The organism is Alphaproteobacteria bacterium (assembly GCA_030739735.1).
In the GTDB taxonomy this organism is placed as follows: Bacteria; Pseudomonadota; Alphaproteobacteria; order UBA7887; family UBA7887; genus UBA7887.
The window spans coordinates 21,131-45,241 of the sequence record JASLYQ010000001.1 but is presented as its reverse complement, the minus strand read 5'-3'; the positions used below and the strand labels follow the sequence as shown (position 1 = coordinate 45,241).

23 protein-coding genes are annotated in these 24,111 nt (G+C 60.8%); 21 read left to right on the top strand and 2 right to left on the bottom strand.

What is annotated here, in order from left to right:
• The first annotated feature begins 146 nt into the window (after nt 1–146).
• The 3 genes from QF629_00200 (at nt 147) to QF629_00190 (ending at nt 3,197) form a co-directional block, all read left to right on the top strand.
• On the top strand, nt 147–1,013 hold the full coding sequence (locus QF629_00200; GenBank protein ID MDP6011959.1) for a polysaccharide deacetylase family protein: 867 nt from the start codon (nt 147–149) through the stop codon (nt 1,011–1,013).
• Entirely contained in the window at nt 1,010–2,083 is a 1,074-nt protein-coding gene (locus tag QF629_00195) for a TRAP transporter substrate-binding protein (GenBank protein MDP6011958.1), read from the top strand. The genes QF629_00200 and QF629_00195 overlap by 4 nt, the downstream gene beginning before the upstream one ends.
• Nucleotides 2,084–2,420: 337 nt before the next feature.
• Nucleotides 2,421–3,197: an SDR family oxidoreductase gene (locus QF629_00190; GenBank protein MDP6011957.1), complete on the top strand. Its 777-nt coding sequence runs from the start codon at nt 2,421–2,423 to the stop codon at nt 3,195–3,197.
• An 84-nt stretch (nt 3,198–3,281) separates the two neighbouring features.
• Here QF629_00190 and QF629_00185 read toward each other — a convergent pair whose 3' ends face one another.
• Nucleotides 3,282–4,127 (bottom strand): enoyl-CoA hydratase, encoded by an 846-nt coding sequence (locus QF629_00185; protein MDP6011956.1) that lies wholly within the window; start codon nt 4,125–4,127, stop codon nt 3,282–3,284.
• 159 nt (nt 4,128–4,286) lie between these two features.
• Between QF629_00185 and QF629_00180 the strand changes: the two genes are divergently transcribed.
• From QF629_00180 to QF629_00160, 5 genes are all read left to right on the top strand, one after another.
• Nucleotides 4,287–5,852: a long-chain-fatty-acid--CoA ligase gene (locus QF629_00180; protein ID MDP6011955.1), complete on the top strand. Its 1,566-nt coding sequence runs from the start codon at nt 4,287–4,289 to the stop codon at nt 5,850–5,852.
• Between the two features lie 242 nt (nt 5,853–6,094).
• Entirely contained in the window at nt 6,095–6,454 is a 360-nt protein-coding gene (locus QF629_00175) for a hypothetical protein (GenBank protein ID MDP6011954.1), read from the top strand.
• 117 nt (nt 6,455–6,571) lie between these two features.
• Nucleotides 6,572–7,228, top strand: coding sequence for an ABC transporter ATP-binding protein (locus QF629_00170; GenBank protein ID MDP6011953.1), 657 nt, complete (start codon nt 6,572–6,574; stop codon nt 7,226–7,228).
• Nucleotides 7,225–8,490, top strand: a complete 1,266-nt coding sequence (locus QF629_00165) for an FtsX-like permease family protein (protein MDP6011952.1) — start codon at nt 7,225–7,227, stop codon at nt 8,488–8,490. Before QF629_00170 ends, QF629_00165 begins: the two co-directional genes overlap by 4 nt.
• 4 nt (nt 8,491–8,494) lie before the next feature.
• Entirely contained in the window at nt 8,495–8,980 is a 486-nt protein-coding gene (locus QF629_00160; GenBank protein MDP6011951.1) for a hypothetical protein, read from the top strand.
• Between the two features lie 424 nt (nt 8,981–9,404).
• Here the strand turns inward: QF629_00160 and pdxY are convergent, their stop codons facing one another.
• Entirely contained in the window at nt 9,405–10,196 is a 792-nt protein-coding gene (pdxY, locus tag QF629_00155) for a pyridoxal kinase (GenBank protein MDP6011950.1), read from the bottom strand.
• A 277-nt stretch (nt 10,197–10,473) separates the two neighbouring features.
• Here pdxY and QF629_00150 point away from each other — a divergent pair, with 277 nt between their 5' ends.
• The 13 genes from QF629_00150 to sucD all read left to right on the top strand — a co-directional run bounded on the left by QF629_00150 (nt 10,474) and on the right by sucD (nt 23,975).
• A complete protein-coding gene (locus tag QF629_00150) occupies nt 10,474–11,355 on the top strand; it encodes a CoA ester lyase (protein MDP6011949.1) in 882 nt (293 codons plus the stop codon).
• Entirely contained in the window at nt 11,352–12,380 is a 1,029-nt protein-coding gene (locus QF629_00145; GenBank protein MDP6011948.1) for a MaoC family dehydratase, read from the top strand. The genes QF629_00150 and QF629_00145 overlap by 4 nt, the downstream gene beginning before the upstream one ends.
• Before the next feature lie 59 nt (nt 12,381–12,439).
• Nucleotides 12,440–12,835 (top strand): succinate dehydrogenase, cytochrome b556 subunit, encoded by a 396-nt coding sequence (gene sdhC, locus QF629_00140; protein ID MDP6011947.1) that lies wholly within the window; start codon nt 12,440–12,442, stop codon nt 12,833–12,835.
• Entirely contained in the window at nt 12,832–13,197 is a 366-nt protein-coding gene (gene sdhD, locus QF629_00135; protein ID MDP6011946.1) for a succinate dehydrogenase, hydrophobic membrane anchor protein, read from the top strand. Before sdhC ends, sdhD begins: the two co-directional genes overlap by 4 nt.
• Before the next feature lie 12 nt (nt 13,198–13,209).
• Complete coding sequence (gene sdhA, locus QF629_00130) at nt 13,210–15,000, top strand: succinate dehydrogenase flavoprotein subunit (protein MDP6011945.1); 1,791 nt, start codon at nt 13,210–13,212, stop codon at nt 14,998–15,000.
• Nucleotides 15,001–15,026: 26 nt separating this feature from the next.
• The gene (locus tag QF629_00125) at nt 15,027–15,803 is read left to right on the top strand and encodes a succinate dehydrogenase iron-sulfur subunit (protein ID MDP6011944.1); all 777 of its coding nucleotides are present in this window, start codon (nt 15,027–15,029) and stop codon (nt 15,801–15,803) included.
• A gap of 1 nt (nt 15,804) precedes the next feature.
• On the top strand, nt 15,805–16,755 hold the full coding sequence (locus QF629_00120; GenBank protein MDP6011943.1) for a calcium/sodium antiporter: 951 nt from the start codon (nt 15,805–15,807) through the stop codon (nt 16,753–16,755).
• A gap of 114 nt (nt 16,756–16,869) precedes the next feature.
• On the top strand, nt 16,870–17,997 hold the full coding sequence (locus QF629_00115) for a TRAP transporter substrate-binding protein (protein ID MDP6011942.1): 1,128 nt from the start codon (nt 16,870–16,872) through the stop codon (nt 17,995–17,997).
• A gap of 40 nt (nt 17,998–18,037) precedes the next feature.
• On the top strand, nt 18,038–19,534 hold the full coding sequence (locus tag QF629_00110; GenBank protein ID MDP6011941.1) for a CoA-acylating methylmalonate-semialdehyde dehydrogenase: 1,497 nt from the start codon (nt 18,038–18,040) through the stop codon (nt 19,532–19,534).
• A gap of 7 nt (nt 19,535–19,541) precedes the next feature.
• The gene (gene zapE / locus QF629_00105) at nt 19,542–20,678 is read left to right on the top strand and encodes a cell division protein ZapE (protein ID MDP6011940.1); all 1,137 of its coding nucleotides are present in this window, start codon (nt 19,542–19,544) and stop codon (nt 20,676–20,678) included.
• 73 nt (nt 20,679–20,751) lie between these two features.
• Entirely contained in the window at nt 20,752–21,795 is a 1,044-nt protein-coding gene (gene mdh, locus QF629_00100) for a malate dehydrogenase (GenBank protein ID MDP6011939.1), read from the top strand.
• A 135-nt stretch (nt 21,796–21,930) separates the two neighbouring features.
• Complete coding sequence (gene sucC / locus QF629_00095) at nt 21,931–23,103, top strand: ADP-forming succinate--CoA ligase subunit beta (protein ID MDP6011938.1); 1,173 nt, start codon at nt 21,931–21,933, stop codon at nt 23,101–23,103.
• Complete coding sequence (gene sucD, locus QF629_00090) at nt 23,100–23,975, top strand: succinate--CoA ligase subunit alpha (GenBank protein MDP6011937.1); 876 nt, start codon at nt 23,100–23,102, stop codon at nt 23,973–23,975. Before sucC ends, sucD begins: the two co-directional genes overlap by 4 nt.
• The last annotated feature ends 136 nt before the right edge of the window (nt 23,976–24,111 follow it).

The following is a 24,111-nucleotide window of genomic DNA, read 5'->3' as shown; positions in this document are numbered from 1 at the left end:
GCGTATCGAAGCCTTCGGCGAATCAATCATAGACAAATCTGAGCAGGTCACGGGCTTCGCTGGTCTTGCCTTGGGACTGCCGAAGCCGCGCAAGCGAGGTGACGGCGAGGGTTGCGGGTGGTATTCGCGTCTGCCAGTCTAGTAGCGTGAGCAATCCACGCATTCCCTTTGTTATGGCCAGCGAGCGGGCGCCGCTGGCGGGGCCCGCCGGCAAGACTATCCTGGTGCACCTGGTAGTCAATGTGGAGCACTGGCGCTTTGACGCCGCCATGCCGCGCAAGGTGATCCCGGCGCCGCACGGCATCGAGCAGGTCCCGGACGTGCCCAACTTCGCCTGGGCCGAATATGGCATGCGGCGCGGCCTGCCGCGGCTCCTGAAAACGATCGACGCGCGCGGGCTCGCCGCCAGCACCAGCATCAACACCAGCGCCATCGCCGCCTATCCGACGGCGGCGGAGGCCATGTTGAAAGCGGGTTGGGAGTTCATCGGCCATGGTATTCACCAGCGCGCTGTGCAGGGGGAGGACGACGAGGCGATGCTGATCGACGAGGCGCTCGGCATCCTCAGAAACTTCACGGGCGCCCCCGTGCGCGGCTGGCTTAGCCCCGGTCTGCGCGAAACTGCGGACAGCCCTGACAACCTCAAGGCCGCGGGCATCGACTATGTCTGCGACTGGGTGCTCGACGACCTGCCCTGCTGGATGACCACGGCCCACGGGCCGCTCATCGCCATGCCCTATGCGCTGGAGGTGAACGACAGTGTCATTTATGCGGTCGAGCATCACGCCGGGCCGGAAATGGAGCGGCGTTTGCGCGACACACTGTCGTGTTTCGTGGTCGAGCCGGGTCCACACGTGCTCGCCATCGGCCTGCATCCGCATCTGATCGGCGTGCCCCACCGCATCGCCATTCTGACGCGCATTCTTGATCTTCTGCAGGCGCATGATGATGTAGCGTTCTTGACCGGCAGCCAGATCGCCGACTGGTACGCCGCGGCGGAGCCGGCGCCATGAAGCGGCGGCAGTTTCTTGCCGGTGCCAGTGTAGCGGCAGCCTCGCCGCTGGCAGCGCCGGCAATCGCACAAGGACGCATCGAGTGGCGCATGGTGACGCTCTGGCCGCGTAACTTCCCCGGCCTCGGCACCAGTTCGCAACGTCTGGTGGACGCCGTGGCGGCTGCCTCAGACGGCCGCCTGACCATCAAGATCTATGGCGCTGGTGAGTTGGTGCCGGCCTACGAAGCCTTTGACGCGGTGCGCGACGGCACCGCCGAATGTGCTCACGACGCGCCTTATATCTGGATTGCCAAGCACCCAGCCGCGGCCTTCTTTTGTACCGTGCCGGGGGGGCTGACGCCGGCGGAGCACACGGCCTGGATCACTTTCGGCGGCGGTCAGGCACTGTGGGATGAACTTTACGATCGCTTCGGGCTCGTCGCCTTTCTCGCCGGAAATTCGCACACCAACATGGGTGGCTGGTACAACCGTGAGATCATCGAACCTGGCGACTTCGAGGGTCTGCGTATGCGCATCCCGGGCCTCGGCGCGGAGGTGCTCAACCGTCTCGGCGCTACCACCGTCAATCTCTCGGGCGGTGAGATCGTGACGGCGTTACAGACCGGTGTCATCGACGCGGCAGAATGGATAGCGCCCTATGCGGATCTTGCCTTCGGACTTCACAAGGTGGCCAAGTATTATTATGGGCCAGGCGTGCACGAGCCCGGCCCCGCCAACTCGCTGATGATCAGCCGAGAGGCTTGGCGGACCTTGCCGGCAGACTTGCAGGCCGTCGTGCGTCTGGCGGCGGCGGCTGAGACCGCGCGCATGCCGGCGGAGATACTCAACGGCAATGCCGTCGCCTTGCAGGCCCTGTTGACGCGCTACGGCGTTGAACTGCGACATTTTCCTGCCGAGGTGGTGTCGCGCCTGCACGCGGTGTCGCATGAGGTGGTGGCGGAGGTTGCTGAGCACGATGCGCTGTCCGCTCGCATCTATGAGACCTGGTTGGCCTTCCGCGACACCATGCATGCCTACGCCCCCTACGGCCCCTACGGCTATCTGCGGGGGCGTTCCGAGGGCCTCTAAGGTGCTCGAATCTGATTGATCGGCGTAAGTACGCTGCAGTGCGCCTCAATGGCTGTTATCGCACCAAGGAAAAGGTTCTTGTAGAGGTTTCTCGATCACCGTGCAGATCGTCACGGCGTGCTCGTGGAGAGCCTTGGCAAAACTCACGATACTCTGTTGCTATAAATACAAAAATTCTTGTCTAGTTACGCTACTTGTATCTATGGTAATCGCTTGCTAACTTAACGCCAGTGTGCCTGCGTGATGCTATGGTCAAGCGCGCCACGTACCGGTTTCTGCCTTGACGTGACGTCGGCTTTGGGCGAAGCAGGCGCGGCACGGTCAACAGGAGGAAGCCATGATCGATTTGAACGGTGGTGTGGTGATCGTCACGGGGTCGTCGCGAGGTATCGGCCGGGCGACGGCGCTGATGCTCGCTGGCAAAGGCACCAAGGTGGTGATCAACTGCTCGAGTTCGGTGGCCGAGGCCGAAGGCGTGGCCGAGGAATGCCGGACAGCGGGGGGCGAGGCCATCGTCTGCCAGGCCAGCGTCGCCGAGGATGCCGATTGCCGGCGTCTGGCCCAAGCGGCGCTTGACAACTGGGGTCGCATCGACGGTCTGGTCAACAATGCCGGCACCACCAAGTTTGTTGCCCATGGCGATCTCGACGGTCTCGACGCAGCGGACTTCCACAACATCTACGCCGTCAATACTATCGGCCCGTTCCAGATGATCCGCGCCGTCGCAGCCACCATGAAGGCCCAGGGCTGCGGCTCGGTGGTCAACGTCTCTTCGGTGGCGGGTCTGCACGGACTTGGTTCCTCCGTCGCCTATATGGCATCGAAGGGCGCGCTCAACACCATGGCCATGGGACTCGCGCGCGCACTTGGCCCGGAGATCCAGATCAATACCGTATGCCCCGGCTTCATCGCCGGCGACTGGCTGCGCCAAGGTATGGGCGATGCGCCCTACGAGGCGACCAAGACGCGTCTCGAGCGAAGCACGCCGTTGCGTGCGGTCAACAATCCCACGGACATCGCCGAAAATATCGTCTACTTACTCGCCGCTGCGCCCAAGGTCACCGGGGAGATCATTTCTGTCGATGCCGGCATGGGTATCCTACGTGGGAACTGAGGCGTTCTCACTGACGGCGGTTACCATTTTCAGCCAGCACTTTGCACCCAAACGCAGGTAAATTAGAAACGGTCACGAATTAAGTCAGCACCCTTTGAAGTTCGCGGCGCGTTGCTCGACGAAGTGGGCTACGCCTTCCTTAAAATCTTCAGTGCCGAAGCTGGCGAACATCTCCTCGTTGCCGTTGCGCACCGCGTCGGCGAGGCTGCGGCCGAGCCCGGCGGTGGTGTAAAGTTGCGTCTTCATCACCCGCATCGAGCGCGGCGAGACCGCCTGCGCCAGGTCCAGGGCGAAGTCGCGCACATTGTTGGCGAAGGTCTCGGGCGGATAGACAGCATTGACTAGGCCCTTGGCCAGCGCTTCCTCGGGGCTTACTCGGCGCGCAGTCATGAGCAGATCGAGGGCATTGGGGAAGCCGACAATGCGCGGCAGGATCCAGTCGATACCGTGCTCGGCGATCAGCCCGCGCCGCGCAAACGCGGTGGTGAGCACCGCTGCCTCAGAAGCGAAGCGAAAATCGCAATAGAGAGACATGATCAGACCCAAGCCGGCGCAGGGGCCGTTAATGGCGGCGATTATCGGTTTTGGCACCGAGGGGAAGTAGGTGTAGCGGAGCGAATAGTCCTCCGGCACGTCAAGGCGACCGGGAATTTGGGCGTCGCCCGGCGGCAAGAGCGCCTTGGCGCGGCGTTCCTCGGGGTCCACCGCATCGGTGCTTTGTAGCAGCGACATGTCGGCACCGGCGCAGAAGCCGCGGCCGGTGCCGGTGAGGACGATGACGCGCACTGCGTCGTCACCCGCCGCGGCCACCATGGCGGTGCGGATCTCACCCTCCATCACCGTGGTCCAGGCGTTGAGGCGGTCGGGCCTGTTGAGCGCGATGGTGGCGATGCGGTCCCTGACCGCATACTCGATCTCGTCATAGGACATTCGGCTCTCCAGGTCAGTTGAGGTCGTCAATATGTACGGTCATGCCCCGCCGATGTCACGGCTTGGGCGGCAGGGAAGCCGATTTAACCGGCTTGGCTCTTGACAAGGATTTTGTGGCGTTGAAGCTACGCTCAAACGATCGTGAGTTCGGAGGAACGGATGTATATTACCCAGGCACTACGGCGTGCAGTGCAAGTGCGTGGCAAGGCCGTCGCCACCTATGATGGCACTCGGGTCCATACCTGGACCGAATGCGTCGACCGCATCGCCAGGCTGGCCGCCGCGCTGGTTAAGCTGGGTATAACTGACGGCGAGCGCTCGGCGATCCTGGCTCATAACTCCGATCGTTATTACGAGTTCCTTTACGCCGCGGTCTGGGCTGGCGGTGTGTTTGTGCCGATCAACACGCGCCTGGCGCTGCCCGAGATCGCCTTCTGGCTCAGCGACAGCGAGAGCCGCGTGCTGTTAGTCGACGATGCCTTCGCCGCTATTGCCGCCAGTCTCAAGGCCGCGGGCGACATCCCGAGCGTTAAGCATATGGTCTATGTCGGCGACGCTGGAGCGCCCGAGGGCATGCTGGCCTTTGAGGAGATCCTGCAGGCAGCGGAGCCCATGGCAGACGCGGGTCGTGGCAATGATGACCTCGCTGGACTGTTCTACACGGGCGGCACCACCGGGCGCTCCAAGGGCGTTATGCTGTGCCACCGCAACCTGGTTTTCAACGCCTTCAACACCATGCCGACCCTGGGCCTGCGGGAGGATTCGCGTTGGCTGCATTCGGCGCCGATGTTCCATATTGCTGACTGCACGGCGGTGTTCGCCGGCACGCAGATCGCCGGCAGCCACTATTTCATTCCCGGTTTTACGCCTGAAGGTGTGCTTGAGGCAGTGCAGCGCTGGGGTATCACCGACATGCTGCTGGTGCCAACCATGTGCAACATGCTGGTCAACCATCCTGGGGTCGAGGACTATGACCTGTCGACGCTACGTACTATCACCTATGGTGCCTCGCCTATGCCGGAAGCGGTGATCGTGCGTGCGCTGGAGATCATTCCCGACTGTCAGTTCGTGCACGCTTACGGCCAGACGGAGTGTGCGCCGCTGTCGACCACCTGCGGGCCGCAATACCATGTGCTCGAGGGGCCTAACGCCTACCGCTTTCGCTCGGTAGGGCACGCCGTGCCCGGCGTTGAGGTGAAGATCGTCGATGAGGACGACACCGAGGTGCCGCGCGGCACGGTTGGCGAGATCGCTGTGCGCGGGCCGAACGTCATGCTCGGCTATTGGCGCCAGCCCGAGCTTTCGGCTGAGACGCTGCGCGGCGGCTGGATGCATTCCGGCGACGGCGGCACCATGGACGAGGACGGCTTCGTCTATGTCGTCGATCGCATGAAGGACATGATCATCTCGGGCGGTGAGAACGTCTATTCGGCTGAGGTTGAGGACGCCGTCTACCAGCACCCAGCCGTGGCCGAATGCGCGGTGATAGGTGTGCCCGACGACAAGTGGGGTGAGCGCGTACACGCCATCGTTCGCCTTAAGGACGGCAACGCACTCGACGCAGACGCCGTCATCGCCCACTGTCACACCCTGATCGCCGGCTTCAAATGCCCGCGCAGCGTCGCCTTCCGCGACGAAGCCATGCCGCTCTCTGGTGCCGGCAAAATCCTCAAAACAGAGCTGCGCAAGCCCTATTGGGAGGGCCACGAGAAACAGGTCAGCTGACGCTGCCATGGTCGCATCGGTCGAGGTCGGCGGCTGTGGGATCGGCCACACGGGGGCCGTACGGGCAGGCCCCTGACGATGCGCCAGCTCAGCCTGTTCCATCAGGCCGTGGCCGGTAGAAAAATTATTGATCTCGAGAGATTCTAGCGGTATGCCTCCTAGAGACACAAGGCCAAGCTTGTGACCAGGTTATCACTACATGGTCAGGTCATACGACTGGCCCACCAAAGTTGGATGCTTGCTTGGATCGAGAAGTAGAGCTGTCGAACGCGATGCCGTTTTGGAGTGAAGTTATGAATTCAATTAGTGTAGGCTTAGCGAGCATATTGTTGGTTCTGACTGTAGCGTCAAAAGCGAGTGCGTTGACGATTACGAATGGTACAGATGAGACTTTGAAGGTAACAATTGAGAAATGGGAACGTCGTATCAACCCTGGTGATAGTGCTGTCTTTACTCCGACCAATCCTCCTGCGTTACTCCAGTTTGAACTCGGGACGTTCTATATTCCTTGCGAAGCTGATATCGATGATGAGGTGCTCGTAGAGGGAGTACAGTGTTACGTAAATGGAGAGGCAACCGGTGAAAGCCAAGTTCATATGTAACACTGGCTTCTGGCCAGCATAAGTGTTTCTGCAGAAAACTGTAAGGCTACCCGTGTAGTGTTAACAGGATACTCGCGCTGTGCGGGCCTTTTGTAGAGCCGAAAGGGAAGAGAACCCGTGGCGGATGCACTTAAATTTGAAGGACTGAAACACTCCTACGGGGGCACAGTCGTATTGGCGCTGCCGGATTGGTCTGCCGGCGAGGGCCAGCACTGGCTGTTCCTTGGGCCATCGGGTAGCGGCAAGACTACCTTGTTGAATATCCTCGCGGGTCTTCTGACTCCGAGTGCAGGTACCGTGAGCGTGGTAGGACAGGAACTTGCCTCATTGTCTAGCTCGGCACGGGATTCGTTGCGTGGCCGGCAGGTTGGCATTGTTTTTCAGAAGCTGCATTTAATTGCGGCCCTAACTGTTATAGAAAATCTTGTTCTTGTACAGACTCTGGCTGAACGTATGGCCGATTCCCAAGAAGCCTATGAATTGCTTGAACGACTTGGTATTTCCGACAAGGCAGATTGTTACCCTCGGCAACTTAGTTATGGACAGGCTCAGCGAGTTGCTATGGCGCGCGCTTTGGTTAATCAACCAAAAATTATTCTGGCTGATGAGCCCACATCGAATCTTGATGATGTGAATGCGCACCGTGTCATCGAGTTACTGCTTGAACAAGCTACTTTGAATGAAAGTGCTTTGGTTGTGGCGACTCATGATAGCCGTGTTCGCCATCGATTCTCATACAGACTTGACTTAACGGCTGTAGCGGACGGGACATGAACGTATTTACCATTGCGTTAGCGTACATACGATCGCGCCCGCTGCACACGTGCCTAAATGTGATGCTGTTGGCTCTGGGGATTGCGGCAATTACCTTATTGATGCTCTTCACGGAGCAACTGGAAGGGCAAATGACCCGGGACGCGGAGGGTATCGACATGGTAGTCGGTGCGAAGGGAAGTCCGATACAACTTATTTTGTCGGGCATATATCATGTCGACGTGCCAACAGGGAATATTCGTCTAGCTGATGCAGAGGCACTCGCAGCCAATCCTATGGTGAAAGAAACTTTTCCGCTTGCGCTTGGTGATAGTTTTCGAGGCTTCCGTATTGTAGGCACGAGCCATGATTACCCTCGTCACTACAAGGCGGTTATTGCAGCAGGTGCTCTCTGGGAGAATCCCCAGGAAGTAGCGCTGGGCGCACTGGTTGCCCGAGATCTGGGACTGATAGTTGGCGACCGTTTTATACCCAGCCACGGTTTTGCTGATGGAGGCAGTGCCCATGCTAAGAGCCCATATCTGATTACAGGTATTTTTGCCCGCAGCGGTACCGTTGTCGACCGACTAATTTTGACCTCGATTGAGAGTGTTTGGATTGCGCACGGGGTGTCGCTCGGTACGGACTTAGCCATGGAAAATCACGGGAATCATGCAGAGATCCTTCACGATAATGAGGAGGGAGCGGGAAAGGCTAACAAAATGCACAGTAATGATACTCAGGAGATCACCGCATTGCTGGTTCGATTTTCTAGTCCCATCGCAGTTGTTACGCTGCCGCGAGTAATAAATGCGGAGACTTCTATGCAGGCGGCGTTGCCTGGATACGAAATTTCGCGCATGTTCAAGCTTGTGGGCGCGGGCATAGACGGCTTTCGAGCTTTCTCTATGGTGCTGGTGATCAGCGCCGGTATCGGTATCTTTGTTGCTTTGTACAATGCTCTATCTGAGCGTCGTTATGATATAGCTGTATTTCGTGCTCTTGGCGCAAGTCGGAGACGTGTGCTTTGGCAGTTCTTAGTAGAGGGTTTGTTGTTGAGCTTTGCAGGGGCGCTTATTGGGCTCATGCTTGGCCATCTAATTGCGGAGTTGACAGGTCAGTGGCTCTGGCGTGAACATCAGTTGCATTTGTCGGGCTTAACTTGGCTTTCTGGTGAATTTTATCTTGTAGTTCTTTCGCTTGGCACTGGTATGATGGCTGCCTTGTTGCCAGCGATTCAGGCCTATCGTGTGGATGTCTCGGAGGTTCTATCTAAAGGGTAATATCGTGAATCGGATTGTCGCGTTGAGTATACTGGAGATAGCTTTGGCGGTGCCTTTTGGAGGTTCTGCTTTGGCGCAAAGCAATGTCAACCCCTGGGCTGATGGCGGTTATGCGGGAGTGCCTTTGCCTGAGGTGGATGGTGCTGTTTCGTGGGACATTCTTTCCAAGGTGGATTTAGCCTGGGATGAAAACGATCTTGTGCCGGATTACGCCGATGAGATACGGGCGTTGGATGGTGAGCGTGTTAAGATGGTGGGTTTCTTGATGCCATTGGATAGCACGGGCCAGCGTCAATTGCTTAGCCTCAATTCTCCTCATTGTCCGTTTTGTTTGCCTTCAGGACCGGAAGGTTTTGTGGAACTTAGTTGTGATGAACCACTTGGTTTCACTACGGAGCCTGTGGTGGTAACAGGCGTATTTAAGATCCGTATAGACGACTGGAACGGCTACTATTATCGCATGGAGGAGGTCCACGAGGTTGCACAATGATGACCGTCGTTAGGGTCGCCTGCTGTTTCGTTTATGACGGGCGTGCGGCTGCGCCGGTAGCGAATAATAACGCCAACAAGCGGCATATAGATTTTTTAGAAGCACACATGTCTATCCCCTGTTTTCTGGCCTATCGTCCCCTCATCCAGATACAGCGATAGAGAGCCATAGCTCCCCCCTCAGGATATGGAGTTGACCATGAGTGCGAAGACTACAGGCATCAATCTATAAGAATTCTTAGTTAGACTAATTATTATCTATACCGAAAACCAATATGCTAAAATATTATCTATGCCGAAATCCTATAAGAACTATTGGTGGGCTGTGATATCGCCCACGATTCCAAAACAAAGGCTGTCAGTATGGATGGGTAACACGTCAGTAACAGTTAGCTGTTGCATGGTGGGCGTTGGACTGGATCTGCCTAGAAAGCGGCGGAGCGTTTCGCGGGAAACACGGGTCGTGGGTTGACAATCTGCGCCTGGTTTTCGATCAGCGACAGGCCGTCAGAGGACAGCAGGGCGTGTACGGACGAGACGGCAAGACACAAGGCCTCGTCCGGCGTGCTGCCGTGCAAGATATGCCCAAGTAAAAGCGCGCAGAAGGTATCGCCGGCCCCATCGCCCGGCACTGCGAGACGCGGCGTCTCGACTAGCCATGTCGTTTCGCCGTCGCGCAACAGCGCCCCTGTGCCCAGCGCCGTCTCGACCGAGGTGACGGCGACCTGTGCCGGGCCGAGACGGGCCGGGTCGTCGACGCCCGTAAGCCAACGCAGCTCGAAAACGTTCGGCGTGGCGAGATCGGCCAGTGGCAACAGACGATCGCGGATCGCCTCGGCTACCGGCTCGGGCACGAAAAGCCCTTTCACGCCATTGCCGATAACCGGATCGCAGCAATAGAGCAGGGCTGGATTGGCCGCCTTAGCCCGCACTACGAACTCGGCCACGACTGCAACCAACTCCGGTGTTCCCATGTAGCCGCTTAAGACGGCATCAGCCTTGGCAAAGGCGCCGCGGCGCTCAAGCCCGGCCAGCACGTCCGCCACCTGGTTTACCGCAATGGCGCCGCCGCCCCAGTCAGCATAGCCGGTATGGTTCGAGAGCTGCACGGTATGCACCGGCCAGACCTCGATACCAAGCCGCTGCAAGGTAAAGACCCCTGCGCTATTACCGATATGGCCCATCGCCACATGGGACTGAATGGAAATCACGGGCATCGACGCGTTCCTCGGTTAGACTGTCGCCGGGCGAGGGCGGACCGGATCACAGGATGACACAGATCAAGATCGTTTGGGCGATCAAGAGCGCCGATGCTCCGCCGAGCGCCGACAGGCGCCTCCGCCCACAGCATCAGCGCGCTGGCAAGACGTGTTCAGGCGATGAGGTGATACAAGAGAGTTCCGAGCATGATCCCTCATCCCAACCCATCTCCAGGTTGTCCGCGTCACACGGCACGATTAGGCTGCCCGTAAATTTCTGGAAAGGTGGAAATTGATGCCAGCAACCGTGCGGCCGCGCCGCAGTGTCTTGTATATGCCAGGGGCGAATGCGCGGGCGCTAGAGAAGGCGCGTGGGTTGGCTTGCGATGCCATCATCATGGATCTGGAAGACGCGGTGGCACCCGATGCCAAGGTGAGGGCGCGGGAGCAAATCTTGGTGGCCCTCGCCGAGGGCGGCTACGGTGAGCGCGAGGTCGTGGTGCGGGCCAACGCGCTCAGCACCCCGTGGGGGCGGGACGATCTCGCGGCGCTGGCCAAGGCCGGGGCGGACGCCATTCTCTTGCCCAAGATCGAGAGCGCCGATGCGCTGCGACAGGCGCTCAGCCTTCTCGATGAGGCGGGCGCGCCGGAGACACTAGCTGTTTGGGTCATGATGGAGATGCCGCGAGCGATCCTCGAGGCCCAAGCGATCGCCAGTGCCAGCCCCAAGCTCACGGCACTGGTTATGGGCACCTCAGATTTGGCCGAGGACCTGCACGCGGCGCACACGACGATGCGTCTGCCCCTGCTGACCGCCTTATCCCACTGCATCCTGGCGGCGCGGGCCTACGACCTGGTTATTCTTGATGGCGTCTATCTCGATCTCGCCGATGACAAAGGCTTCGCGGAGGTCTGCCGCCAAGGCGCTGAACTTGGCTTCGACGGCAAGACGCTGATCCACCCGAAAACCATCGCCGCCGCCAACGCCGCCTTCGCGCCGAGCGAGACGGAAGTCGAATGGGCGCGGCGCATCATCGCCGCCCATGCCGAGGCCGAGGTTGCCGGCAAGGGCGTGGCTCTGGTCGACGGCAAGCTGATCGAGAATTTGCACGTGGCGTCGGCGCATCGCACCGTGGCACTAACGCAACGCATCGAAGCACTGGAGGCGGCGCTATGAGCATGAAAAGTTGGACGGGCAACTTCTTCGAGGACTTTGCGGTTGGCCAGGAGATCGTGCACGCTACGCCACGCACCGTGAACACGGGCGACGTGGCTCTTTATACGGCGCTGACTGGCTCCCGCTTTGCCGTTACCTCGGCCGACAGCTTTGCGCAAGCTCTCGGCCTGAGGAGTGCGCCGATTGATCCTTGGCTCGCCTTTCATATGGTCTTCGGCAAGTCCGTCCCCGATGTCTCGTTCAACGCCGTCGCTAATCTCGGCTACGCGGAGGGGCGCTTCCTAGCCCCAATCTATCCTGGTGATACCTTGTCCGTATCCTCGACTGTCATCGGTGTAAGGGAAAATTCCAACGGCAAGACGGGCGTCGTATATGTGCGCACCAGCGGCACCAACCAGGCCCGCGAGACAGTCATGCAATTTGCCCGCTGGGTGATGGTGGCAAAGCGCGATCCGGCGTCCGTGGCACCCGAGCCCGTGGTGCCCGAGCTTGCCGACCATGTCGCCGTGGCCGATCTGTTGGCGCCCACTTTGGACATGGCGGCTTACGATTTCGCGGCATCCGGCGAGCCCCATCGCTGGGACGACTACACGGTCGGCGAGCGCATCGACCATCGGGTAGGCATCACCATCGAGGAAGCCGAGCACCAGATGGCGACGCGGCTCTATCAAAACACCGCGCGGCCGCACTACGACGCCCACTACGCCGCCGGCACACGCTTCGGCAAACGGTTGATCTATGGCGGCCACGTCATCAGCCTGGCCCGGGCGCTCAGCTTCAACGGTCTTGCCAATGCCTTCTGGCCGGTAGCGCTCAACGGTGGTCGGCACGCGGCGCCGGTCTTCGCGGGCGATACCATCCATGCCTGGTCCGAAGTATTGGCAAAGGATCCCCTCCCCGGCCGCGCCGACCTCGGGAGCTTGCGGCTGCGCCTGGTGGTGACAAGCAACCGGCCTTGTGTCGATTTCCCGGAAGAGGACATGGTTCTTGATCTCGACACCACAGTGTTGCTGCCGCGCGGTTGACTTGGTCGAATCCAGGGTCTAGGTCAATTGGCGTCGTTTCGCGCCCTGGGGAGCCGTCGATGAGCCGAGCCGAGCGGCCGCTGTCGCCACACCTACAAGTCTATCGACTGCAACTGACCTCGGTGCTTTCGATATTGCACCGCGTGACAGGTGTCGTGCTCGGCGTCGGCACTTTGTTGCTGGTCTGGTGGCTGGCTGCTGCCGCCGTGGGTCCCGAGTGCTTTACCAGTGCGCAGGCCTTCATCGGCTCTGTCATCGGCCGCGTGCTACTGCTGAGCTGGGTGTGGGCGCTGTTCTATCACCTCTGCAATGGCATCCGGCATTTGTTCTGGGATGCCGGTGTCGGTTACGAACTGACTGCGTTCTATCGCAGCGGCTGGGCGGTGGTCGTCGTCTCGGTCGGTTTGACACTGCTCGCCTTCGTCGTCGGCTACGCCTCGCGGGGCGGATCATGAGCCGGCTGGCGCCCGCCCGCGGGCTCGGTGCTGCCAAGAAAGGCGTGCAGCACTGGTGGCTGCAGCGTGTGTCGGCGATCGCCCTGGTACCGCTGCTGCTCTGGTTTACCGCTTCGATCACACAGCTGGCCGGAGCCGATCATGCTACGGTCACTGCCTGGCTGGCGCGGCCCGTGGTTGCGGTGTTGCTGGTGCTGGTGCTGTTTGCCGCCTTCTACCACCTCAAGCTCGGGCTCGAGGTGGTGATTGAGGACTATGTGCACAGCGCCTGCGCCAAACATGCCATGCTGCTGGCGTCCGGCTTTGGCTGCGTCTTGCTCGGTGCTATCGCCGTCTTCTCCGTGCTCAAGATCGCTTTCTAGGGCTGAGCTGCTATGTCCGATGCGTATCCGATCATCGATCATGCTTACGATGTCGTCGTCGTGGGCGCCGGTGGCGCCGGCCTGCGTGCTACCTTCGGCATGGCCGAGAAAGGCCTCAAGACGGCCTGCCTGACGAAAGTTTTCCCCACGCGCAGCCACACCGTGGCGGCCCAGGGCGGTATCTCGGCGGCGCTCGGCAATATGGGCGACGACGACTGGCGCTGGCACATGTACGACACGGTGAAGGGCTCGGACTGGCTCGGTGACCAGGACGCCATAGAATATATGTGCCGTGAGGCGGCGCCCGCGATTTACGAGCTGGAGCATTACGGCGTGCCCTTCTCGCGCACGCCCGAAGGCAAGATCTACCAGCGCGCTTTCGGTGGTATGACCACCAATTTCGGCGGGGGCATCGCCCAGCGCACCTGTGCTGCCGCCGACCGCACTGGCCATGCCATTCTGCACACGCTCTACCAGCAGGCGCTGCGCGCTCGTGCCGAGTTCCTGGTCGAATATTTCGCCCTCGACCTCATTATGGACGACGAGGGCGTCTGCCGTGGGGTAATGGCCTGGAACCTGGACGACGGCACCATCCACCGTTTTCGTGCGCATCAGGTGGTGATGGCGACGGGCGGCTACGGGCGTGCCTATTTCTCCTGCACCTCGGCTCACACCTGCACCGGCGACGGCAACGCCATGGTGCTGCGCGCTGGCCTACCATGTCAGGACATGGAGTTCGTGCAGTTCCACCCGACCGGCATCTACGGCGCCGGCTGCCTAATCACCGAGGGGGTGCGCGGCGAGGGAGGCTATCTCACCAACGGTGAGGGCGAGCGTTTCATGGAGCGCTATGCGCCGTCGGCCAAGGATCTGGCCAGCCGCGACGTGGTCAGCCGCTCCATGACCATGGAGATCCGCGAGGGCCGCGGGGTAGGCGCCGAGGCCGACCACATCCACCTGCATCTCGAGCATCTTGATGCGGAGCTGATCAATTTGCGCTTGCCGGGTATTGCCGAGACCGCGCGCATCTTCGGTGGGGTCGACGTGACCCGCGAACCGATCCCGGTGCTGCCGACCTGCCACTACAACATGGGCGGCATTCCGACTAACTATCACGCCGAAGCCGTGACGCTGCGCGGCGGTGATCCGGACGCGGTGGTGCCGGGGCTGATGGCGATCGGTGAGGCGGCCTGCGTCTCGGTGCACGGCGCCAACAGGCTTGGTTCCAACTCGTTGCTTGATCTCGTGGTCTTCGGCCGCGCTGCGGCCATTCGCGCCGCCGAGGTGGTGCGCCCTGGCGAGTCCCACAAGGACCTGCCGGCAGCTGCCGGTGAGCATGCTATCGCCCGCCTCGACAAATGGCGCCATGCCAAGGGCAGCACGCGCACGGCCGCCATGCGTCTTGAGATGCAGCGCATCATGCAGAACCATTGCGCTGTCTTCCGCACCGGCGAGGTGCTGGAGAATGGCGTACGGAAGCTCGCCGAGGCCTGGGGTGGGCTCGACGACATCGGCGTCTCCGACCGCTCGCTGGTGTGGAACTCGGATCTTGTCGAGACCCTGGAACTGGAAAACCTCATGGCCCAGGCTGTGGTCGCGCTGGCCGGCGCTGCCAACCGTACCGAAAGCCGCGGCGGCCACGCGCGGGAAGACTATGCCGACCGCGACGACGAGAACTGGCTCAAGCACACCATTTCCTGGCTCGATGGCGATGGCACGCCGCGTCTTGATTACCGCCCCGTCCACTTGAACACGCTGACCAACGAGGTCCAGTCCATCCCGCCCAAGATACGGGTGTACTAAACGCTGCCATTCGAGAGGCTGAACCCATGGTAGAATTCACACTTCCGAAGAACTCGCGGGTCGGTGTTGGCACCACGCACAAGGCGGTGGAAGGGGCGACAGATGTGCGTACCTTCGCGGTTTATCGCTGGAGCCCGGACGATGACGAGAATCCGCGTGTGGACCGTTACGAGATCGATCTCGACGCCTGCGGGCCGATGGTTCTCGACGCGCTGATCAAGATCAAAAACGAGATCGATGCGACGCTTACCTTCCGCCGCTCGTGTCGCGAAGGTGTTTGTGGCAGCTGTGCCATGAACATCGACGGCACTAATACGCTCGCCTGCACTAAGTTCATCGACGAGATTGATGGCGAGGTGCCGGTCTACCCACTGCCACACATGCCGGTGGTCAAGGACCTGGTGCCCGACCTCAACCGCGCCTACGCCCAATATGCCTCCATAGAGCCCTGGCTGCAGTCCGAGACGCCGCCGCCCGCCGGCGAGCGTTTGCAAAGCCCCGAGGAGCGCGAGAAGCTCGACGGCCTTTACGAATGCGTCCTTTGCTTCTGCTGCTCCACCAGCTGTCCCAGCTATTGGTGGAACGGCGAGCGGTATCTGGGCCCGGCGGCGCTGTTGCAGGCCTATCGCTGGCTCGCCGATAGCCGCGACGAGGCGGCCGGCGAGCGGCTCGACGCGCTGGAGGATCCCTTTAAGCTCTACCGCTGCCACACCATCATGAACTGCACTAAAACCTGTCCGAAAAGTCTCAATCCAGGCCGGACGATCGGCGAGATCAAGAAGCTGATGGTCGAGCGCCGGTGATATGATGATTGTCTTTGTCGTTACCGGCCTACTGCTGTTGCTGGTGGGGGGCGGGATGCTGGTGAACGGTGCCGTCGGACTGGCGCGCGGCTGGCGCGTCTCACCCTTGGTCATCGGCCTGACAGTGGTGGCTTTCGGCACTTCGGCGCCGGAGCTCGTGGTCAGCCTCAACGCGGCGCTCAGCGGCCACCCGGATATCGTACTGGGCAATGTGGTCGGCTCCAACATCGCCAACGTGCTGGCCATGATCGGCGTCGCCGCATTGTTCACCCCGATCCTCATCGTCGGCAGGACGGTGCGCCGCGACGGCACCATTCTACTGCTGGTAAGCTTGGTCTTTGTCAGCCTTTGTTTGCGTGGCACCATCGATCGCCCAATTGGCGTACTTATGGTGCTGTTGCTGGTCGGCTATACGGTATGGTCGTTCTGGGCTGCGCGCCGGGCTGCGGCATCTGCTATCGCCGATCTTGGCGATGAGATTAAGGAGGCGTCGACTAAACCCTGGGAGGCGATGCTGTTCACCGTCGGCGGCATCGCGGGCGTGATTATTGGCGCTGACCTCTTGATAGACGGCGCGGTAGAGGTGGCGCGGCTGGCCGGTCTGTCGGAGGCTGTGATCGGTCTCAGCCTGGTCGCCTTCGGCACGTCGCTGCCCGAGATTGCCACCGCCGGCATGGCCGCTTGGCGCGGACATAGCGATCTCGCCATCGGCAACGTGCTGGGCTCGAACCTGTTCAATATCCTGGCGATTGCCGGCATCACGGCGCTGGTCGTGCCCGTGCCCGTAGCCGCGGAACTGCTCGCCTTCGACTTATGGGTAATGTTGGCGGTGACCGTGGGCCTGTCGCTGATGATAACCGTCCGCCGGCGCATCGGACGTCTTGAAGGCGCGGCGCTGGTTGCGGGCTATGGCCTCTACATTACGTTGATCGTAAGCCCCGGCACAATCTAGAGCATGTCTCGGTCAAACTGGCCCCAATTAGCCAATACATACTCTAGGGTCATGGGCAAAGGTCCTGCTTCTGCGCTATTCTACCTTTCTTTGTTACTCGGGCGGGAGGACGTCATGCGTGGATTGAGCATTATCATCGCATTGGTGATCGGCTTGGGCGTCGGTTATTACGGTCGGACGTACCGGTCGACAGAGGCGCCGGTCCCTGGTGCGGAGACCGCATCGGCGCCGGCGAGTGAGACAACCGCGCCCGCCGCCGACAGTGGGCTCGGCGAGCCGGTAAGCTGGAAGCTCGCCAGCACCTATACCTCGACGTTGGCGCTGGTGGGGCCGTCTGGCCAGGCCTTCATCGACGATGTTGATGCGCTTTCGGGCGGCAACATGAAGCTCAAGTTCTTCGAGCCCGGCGCACTGGTGCCGGCCTTTGAGGTCTTCGACGCGGTCTCCACCGGCTCGGTAGATGCAGGGTATGCCACGCCCGGCTTTTGGTCGGGCAAGGTTCCCGCTCTGCAGCTTTTCGCCGCCGTGCCTTTTGGCCCCGCGTCGGCCGAGTATATGGCCTGGTACTATTACGGTGGCGGCGAAGCGTTGTTCGACGAGATTTATGTCCAGCATAATATAAAGTCGCATCTTTGCGGCTTGTTTGCGCCGGAGGCATCGGGCTGGTTCCGCACCGAGATAACCAGTGTCGAGGAGCTGTCGGGGTTGAAAATGCGCTTCTTCGGCCTCGGCGCGCGCGTGATGGAAAAGCTCGGCGTTTCCACCCAGCTTCTGGCGCCCGGCGATATCTTTCCTGCGCTCGAGCTGGGGACGATTGACGCGACCGAGCTGGCGAGCCCGGCGATTGACCAGAGCCTGGGTTTTCACCAGATCGCCAAACACTATTATTTTCCAGGCTGGCACCAGCAATCTACCTGGGTCGAGATGATGGTGAATCTCGATAAATGGAACGCGCTTAGCGCCCAGCAACAGCGTATCATCGAGGTTGCCTGCGGCCGCATGGTGACGCGTACGATCGCGCTCAGCGAGGCCAAGCAGGTACCTTCGATGGAGTTCTTCCAATCGCAAGGCGTGACGCTGCACGAATGGTCGCCCGAAATCCTCGCCGCGCTCAAGGTGGCGTGGGGCGAAGTGTTGACCGAGGAGGTCGCCGCCGACGAGACATTTGCACGCGTATGGCAATCTCTCAGCGAGTTCCGTACCCGCTACGCCACTTGGCGCGAACTCGGCTATCTGAAATAAACACCTGGTCCGGAACTTAAGAAAACAAGAATCGAGCATCATGACCACGACGCTTCACCATTACATCAATGGCCAGAAAGTGGCTGATAAAAACGGTCGCCTCGGCGACGTGTTCAACCCAGCGACGGGCGAGGCCGAAAAACACGTGCCGCTGGCCGACGCCGCGGATGTGGACGAGGCTGTGGCAGCGGCAAAGGCGGCTTTTCCCGGCTGGGCGGCGACGACGCCAATCACCCGTGCCCGCTGCATGTTTCGCCTCAAGTCCCTGATCGAGGACAACATGGATGAGCTGGCCGAGTTGGTCGGCAGCGAACATGGCAAGACCATTCCCGATGCCAAGGGCTCGATCACTCGCGGCCTCGAGGTGGTCGAGTTCGCCTGCGGCATCCCGCACCTGCTCAAGGGCGAGTACACCGAGGCCGTGGGCACCGGCGTTGACAGCTTCTCCGTGCGTCAACCCGTCGGCGTCTGTGTTGGCATCACGCCGTTCAACTTCCCGGCCATGATCCCCTTGTGGATGGCGCCGTTGGCGGTCGCCTGCGGCAACACCTTCATCCTCAAGCCCTCCGAGCGCGATCCGAGCTGCCCGCTCAAGCTTGCGGAGCTGTTCTCCGAAGCCGGCGTGCCGGATGGCGTGTTCAACGTGCTAAACGGCGACAAGGACGCGGTGAACGCGCTACTCGTGCATCCAGACGTGGCGGCGATCAGCTTCGTTGGCTCCACACCCATCGCGCAAACGGTCTATGGCATGGCCGCCGCCGCCGGCAAGCGGGTGCAGGCGCTCGGTGGCGCCAAGAACCATATGGTGGTGATGCCGGATGCGGATCTCGATCAGGCCACCGATGCCCTGATGGGTGCGGCCTATGGCTCGGCCGGCGAGCGCTGCATGGCGGTCTCGGTGGCGGTTGCCGTCGGCGGCACTGCTCAGCCCCTGATCGAGCGCCTCAGGCCCCGCATCGAGAGTCTCAAAATCGGGCCATACAATGATCCGGAAGCGGATATGGGTCCGATCGTCACGGCCGAGGCGCAGCAGCGTATCGGCGGCCTCATTGATTCCGGCGTGGCGCAAGGTGCTGACTTGCTGGTCGACGGCCGCGACTATACCCTGCAGGGCTATGAAAACGGTTACTTCATGGGCGGCACCCTGTTCGACAAGGTGACGCCGGAGATGGATATCTACAAGGAAGAGATCTTTGGCCCGGTGCTGTCCGTGGTCCGCACCGACGACTATGAGGGTGCGTTGAACCTGGTGCGTGAGAACGCCTACGGCAATGGCACAGCTATTTTTACTCGTGACGGCGATGCGGCGCGCGATTTCGTGAACCGCGCCAATATCGGCATGGTCGGCGTCAACGTGCCGATCCCGGTGCCAGTGGCCTATCACAGCTTTGGCGGCTGGAAGGCCTCGAAGTTCGGCGACCACAACACCCATGGTATGGACGGGGTGCGCTTCTACACCCAACTCAAGACCGTGACCGCGCGCTGGCCGAGTGGCATCCGGGAAGGCGTAGAGTACACCATCCCGACGTTGCGGTAGAGACCCGGTGAGCGACGGCCCCATCGCCGCCTATCGGCGACGGGTTGCCGCCGGGCAGCTGCACCCAGACCCGACGCAGGAGTTGGCGGCGCAGGCGCTGCAAGTCCTGCACGCACGGCTGCGGCACTGGCAGCCGATGCAGCGTGGCGGCTGGCGCGATCGTCTCGGCCTCGGCGGCGGCAGCGACAAGCGGCTGCCGCCGCGCGGCCTCTACCTCTATGGTGGGGTGGGGCGTGGCAAGACTATGCTCATGGACCTGTTCTATGATTGCGCCCCGGTGGGGCGCCGCCGCAGAACTCATTTCCATGCCTTCATGCAGGACGTGCACGCACAAATTCATCGCTGGCGCGGTGTCGCGCCAGGGCCCGCCCGCCATAGTGCCGCCGATCCTATCCCGCCGCTCGCCGTGGCGCTGGCCGATAAAGCCTGGTTGCTCTGCTTTGACGAGTTCGAGGTGCGTGACATTACCGACGCAATGATCCTGGGTCGGCTATTCGCCGCCTTGCTCGAGGCCGGCGTGGTGATCGTCGCCACTTCCAACCGGCCGCCGCGTGAACTCTATCTCGACGGTCTTCAGCGCGATAGCTTTCTGCCCTTCATCGATCTGGTCGAAGAGCGCTTCGATATCGTGCATCTCAACGGCCCGAGCGACTACCGGCTCGTGGGCATGACGGAAGCAAAAGTCTATTTCACGCCTCTTGGTGAGGCTTCTGAGACGGCGCTCGATGAGACCTTCCAGCGTCTTATTGGTGGTGCATGCACAGTATCCGAGACGCTGCTGGTCCAGGGACGTGAGGTCACCGTGCCGGCGGCTAATCGCGGCATCGCCCGCTTCGTCTTCGCCGATCTCTGCGAGCAGCCGCTCGGTGCTGCCGATTATCTTGCCATCGCCAATCATTTCCATACCGTGGTGCTAGCCAACGTGCCGGTGATGGTGCCGGAGCAGTGCAACGAGGCTCGTCGCCTGGCGATGCTGATCGACATTCTCTACGATCACAACGTCAAGCTGCTTGTTAGCGGTGACGGTCCGCCCGACTCTCTTTACGCTAGAGGCACTGGTGCCTTTGAGTTTCGGCGCGCCGCCTCGCGCCTGGTGGAGATGCAGAGCGAGGCTTATCTCGCGGCACCCCACCGGCCCGCCTAAGTTTGCGCGCGTGGCACGTTTTGGACTATAAAGCGCCGGCATTTTCGGGCCGAAATATAAAGGAGATTTCAGTATGGCTCGCAACAAGATCGCGCTGGTTGGCGCCGGAAATATCGGTGGCACCCTGGCCTACCTTGCCGGCCTCAAGGAGCTTGGCGATGTGGTGATGTTCGACATCGTCGACGGCCTGCCCCAGGGTAAAAGCCTGGACATTGCCGAATCCTCACCCATCGAGGGCTTCGATGCCGTGGTTGCGGGCACCAATAGTTATGCCACGCTACGCGGCTCGGATGTCGTCATCGTGACAGCGGGCATCGCGCGCAAGCCAGGCATGAGCCGTGACGATCTACTGAACATTAATACAAAGGTCATGCAGGCTGTTGGCACGGGTATCAAAAAATACTGTCCCAAGGCGTTCGTTATCTGCATAACCAATCCGCTCGATGCGATGGTCTGGGCGTTGCGCGAAGCCAGTGGTCTACCGCACAAGCGCGTGGTTGGCATGGCGGGTGTTCTCGACTCTGCGCGCTTCCGATATTTTCTGGCCGAGGAGCTTGACGTCTCGGTCGAGGATGTCAGCGCCTTTGTGCTTGGCGGGCATGGTGATACCATGGTGCCGCTGGTACGCTACTCGACGGTAGCTGGTATTCCGCTGCCAGATTTGATCAAGATGGGTTGGCTGAGCAAGGCCAAGCTCGACGAGATCGTCCAGCGCACTCGTGACGGTGGAGCTGAGATCGTTGGTCTGCTAAAGACGGGATCAGCCTTCTATGCCCCAGCCTCGTCGGCGATCCAGATGGCCGAAGCCTATCTTTGCGATAAGAAGCGGGTTCTGCCCTGCGCCGTACATCTCGACGGCGAATATGGCGTGCACGGACTCTATGTTGGCACGCCGGCGGTGATCGGGGGGGATGGCGTCGAGCGGGTCGTCGAGATCACCTTAAACCGGCGCGAGAAAGCCCAGTTCGACAAGTCAGCCGGCGCCGTGCGCGAGTTGGTGGGGGTGGTGCGCAACATGATGCGCAAGAGCGCCCGCAGTAAGGCAAAAACAGCGAGACCGCCGCGTCGCGGCGTCAAGGTCAGGGTGGCTACCAGGGGCCGCGGGCGCGCCAAATAGCGTAATCTCGGCAAAACGATCCGGGTCATCTTTTTACACAATGGCAGGGAAGGCCTTGGCCAATACCGCTAACGTGATACATTCCGAAGACGGATTCGACACCATCGCTGCGGCTGTCGACAACGAAAGTGCTTCATGAATATCCATGAATATCAGGCGAAGGCATTGCTCGCTAAGTATGGCGTGGCTGTCCCGCGTGGCCAGATCGCCTATACGCCGCAGGAGGCTGAAGAAGCCGCGCAGACGCTGGGCGGCGCCGTATGGGTGGTCAAGGCACAGATTCATGCCGGTGGGCGGGGCAAGGGCGGCGGCGTAAAGGTTGCCAAGTCTATCGACGAGGTGGTCGAGGCCGCCAAGGCGATGATCGGCATGACGCTGATTACCCATCAGACCGGGCCAGAAGGAAAAGAAGTCAAGCGCGTCTATATCGAGGAAGGCTGTGATATTGCGCGCGAGCTCTATCTTGGTGTGCTGCTCGACCGCGCTACCAGCCGCATCACCATTATGGCCTCGACCGAGGGCGGCATGGATATCGAGGAGGTGGCGGCAAGCACGCCGGAAAGAATTCTCCGCGCTGCCATCGACCCGGCTAGCGGGCTGCAGCCATTCCATGCTCGGCGCCTGGCTTTTGGGCTCGGCCTCGAAGGGCGCCAGGTCTTTTCCCTGATCAAGTTTCTGGCTGCCATCTACAAGGCCTATCTCGAGACCGATGCCAACCTCATCGAGGTCAATCCGCTTGTGGTCACTGGCAGTGGTGATGTGCTAGCGCTCGACGCTAAAATGAACTTCGATGACAACGCGCTCTATCGCCAGCCGGATATCGCGGACCTGCGCGACGAGAGCGAGGAGGATCCGCGCGAACTGGCGGCGGCCCGCTATGATCTCAACTACATAAAGCTCGACGGCAATATCGGCTGCATGGTCAATGGCGCCGGCCTCGCCATGGCGACGATGGATCTCATCAAGCTGCACGGCGGCGAGCCTGCCAATTTTCTCGATGTCGGCGGCGGTGCCACCGGCGAGCGCGTGACCGAGGCCTTTAAGATCATCCTCTCGGACCCAGACGTGGACGGTGTGCTGGTCAATATTTTCGGTGGTATCATGCGCTGCGACGTGATTGCGGAGGGCATCGTCGGCGCGGCGCGCACAGTCAGCCTGCATGTGCCGCTCGTCGTCCGCCTCGAAGGCACCAATGTCGATCTCGGCAAGAAGATTTTGGCCGATTCCGGTCTGCCTATTATTTCCGCCAACGACCTCGGCGATGCTGCCGAGAACATGGTTCACGCGGTAAAGGAAGTCTCGCGATGACAGTTCTCGTCGATGCCGAGACCAAGGTGATCTGCCAGGGTTTCACCGGCCGTCAGGGCACCTTCCATTCGGAGCAGGCGATCGCCTATGGTACCCGCATGGTGGGTGGTGTGACCCCTGGCAAGGGCGGCAGCACCCATCTCGATCTGCCAGTCTTTGACACCACCTACGAGGCGGTCGCGGCGACCGGCGCAGACGCCAGCGTCATCTACGTGCCGCCGCCTTTCGCCGCTGACGCGATCTTCGAGGCCGTCGATGCCGGCGTGACGCTTCTGGTCTGCATCACCGAAGGGATTCCGGTGTCCGATATGGTGCGGGTCAAGCGGCTTCTCGGCAACTCTGACACGCGCTTAATCGGCCCCAACTGCCCCGGCCTCATCACACCGGAAGCCTGCAAGATCGGCATCATGCCGGGGCATATCCATGCGCCGGGGCGCATCGGCATCGTCTCACGCTCGGGTACGCTGACCTACGAGGCGGTCGCCCAGACCAGTGCGGTAGGCCTTGGCCAAAGCACCTGCATCGGCATTGGTGGCGATCCCGTCAACGGCACCAATTTCATTGATTGCTTGGATCTCTTTCTGGCCGACCCGGACACCGAGGGCATCGTTATGATCGGAGAGATCGGTGGCAGTGCCGAGGAGGAAGCGGCGGAGTTCCTAAAGACATCTAAGGTGAAGAAACCCGTGGTCGGTTTCATTGCCGGACGCACCGCGCCACCGGGCCGGCGCATGGGGCATGCTGGAGCAATCATTGCCGGTGGCAAAGGCGGTGCCGGCGAGAAGATTGAGGCCTTGAACTCAGCTGGTGTCGTGGTTGCCGATTCGCCGGCAAGCCTTGGCACCACCATGTTGGATGTAATGCAAGGGTAACTGCCGCAAAGCGGAGTAAAAGATGGTAGCCCTTGACGTAGAAGGTCTGAAGACCTCCGGTACCTCTTCGCGATAGCCGAAGCGAGCAGAGGCGAGTTCATAGAAATACTGGCTGTTGGGGCCTTTAAATCGACCT

Bases quoted from the DNA above. Each gene is read 5' to 3' on its own strand.
- QF629_00195 (MDP6011958.1), top strand. From the start codon at position 1,010: ATGAAGCGGCGGCAGTTTCTTGCCGGTGCCAGTGTAGCGGCAGCCTCG.
- QF629_00190 (MDP6011957.1), top strand. From the start codon at position 2,421: ATGATCGATTTGAACGGTGGTGTGGTGATCGTCACGGGGTCGTCGCGA.
- QF629_00185 (MDP6011956.1), bottom strand. From the start codon at position 4,127: ATGTCCTATGACGAGATCGAGTATGCGGTCAGGGACCGCATCGCCACC.
- QF629_00180 (MDP6011955.1), top strand. From the start codon at position 4,287: ATGTATATTACCCAGGCACTACGGCGTGCAGTGCAAGTGCGTGGCAAG.
- QF629_00165 (MDP6011952.1), top strand. From the start codon at position 7,225: ATGAACGTATTTACCATTGCGTTAGCGTACATACGATCGCGCCCGCTG.
- pdxY (MDP6011950.1), bottom strand. From the start codon at position 10,196: ATGCCCGTGATTTCCATTCAGTCCCATGTGGCGATGGGCCATATCGGT.
- QF629_00150 (MDP6011949.1), top strand. From the start codon at position 10,474: ATGCCAGCAACCGTGCGGCCGCGCCGCAGTGTCTTGTATATGCCAGGG.
- QF629_00145 (MDP6011948.1), top strand. From the start codon at position 11,352: ATGAGCATGAAAAGTTGGACGGGCAACTTCTTCGAGGACTTTGCGGTT.
- sdhC (MDP6011947.1), top strand. From the start codon at position 12,440: ATGAGCCGAGCCGAGCGGCCGCTGTCGCCACACCTACAAGTCTATCGA.
- sdhD (MDP6011946.1), top strand. From the start codon at position 12,832: ATGAGCCGGCTGGCGCCCGCCCGCGGGCTCGGTGCTGCCAAGAAAGGC.
- sdhA (MDP6011945.1), top strand. From the start codon at position 13,210: ATGTCCGATGCGTATCCGATCATCGATCATGCTTACGATGTCGTCGTC.
- QF629_00125 (MDP6011944.1), top strand. From the start codon at position 15,027: ATGGTAGAATTCACACTTCCGAAGAACTCGCGGGTCGGTGTTGGCACC.
- QF629_00120 (MDP6011943.1), top strand. From the start codon at position 15,805: ATGATGATTGTCTTTGTCGTTACCGGCCTACTGCTGTTGCTGGTGGGG.
- QF629_00115 (MDP6011942.1), top strand. From the start codon at position 16,870: ATGCGTGGATTGAGCATTATCATCGCATTGGTGATCGGCTTGGGCGTC.
- QF629_00110 (MDP6011941.1), top strand. From the start codon at position 18,038: ATGACCACGACGCTTCACCATTACATCAATGGCCAGAAAGTGGCTGAT.
- mdh (MDP6011939.1), top strand. From the start codon at position 20,752: ATGGCTCGCAACAAGATCGCGCTGGTTGGCGCCGGAAATATCGGTGGC.
- sucC (MDP6011938.1), top strand. From the start codon at position 21,931: ATGAATATCCATGAATATCAGGCGAAGGCATTGCTCGCTAAGTATGGC.
- sucD (MDP6011937.1), top strand. From the start codon at position 23,100: ATGACAGTTCTCGTCGATGCCGAGACCAAGGTGATCTGCCAGGGTTTC.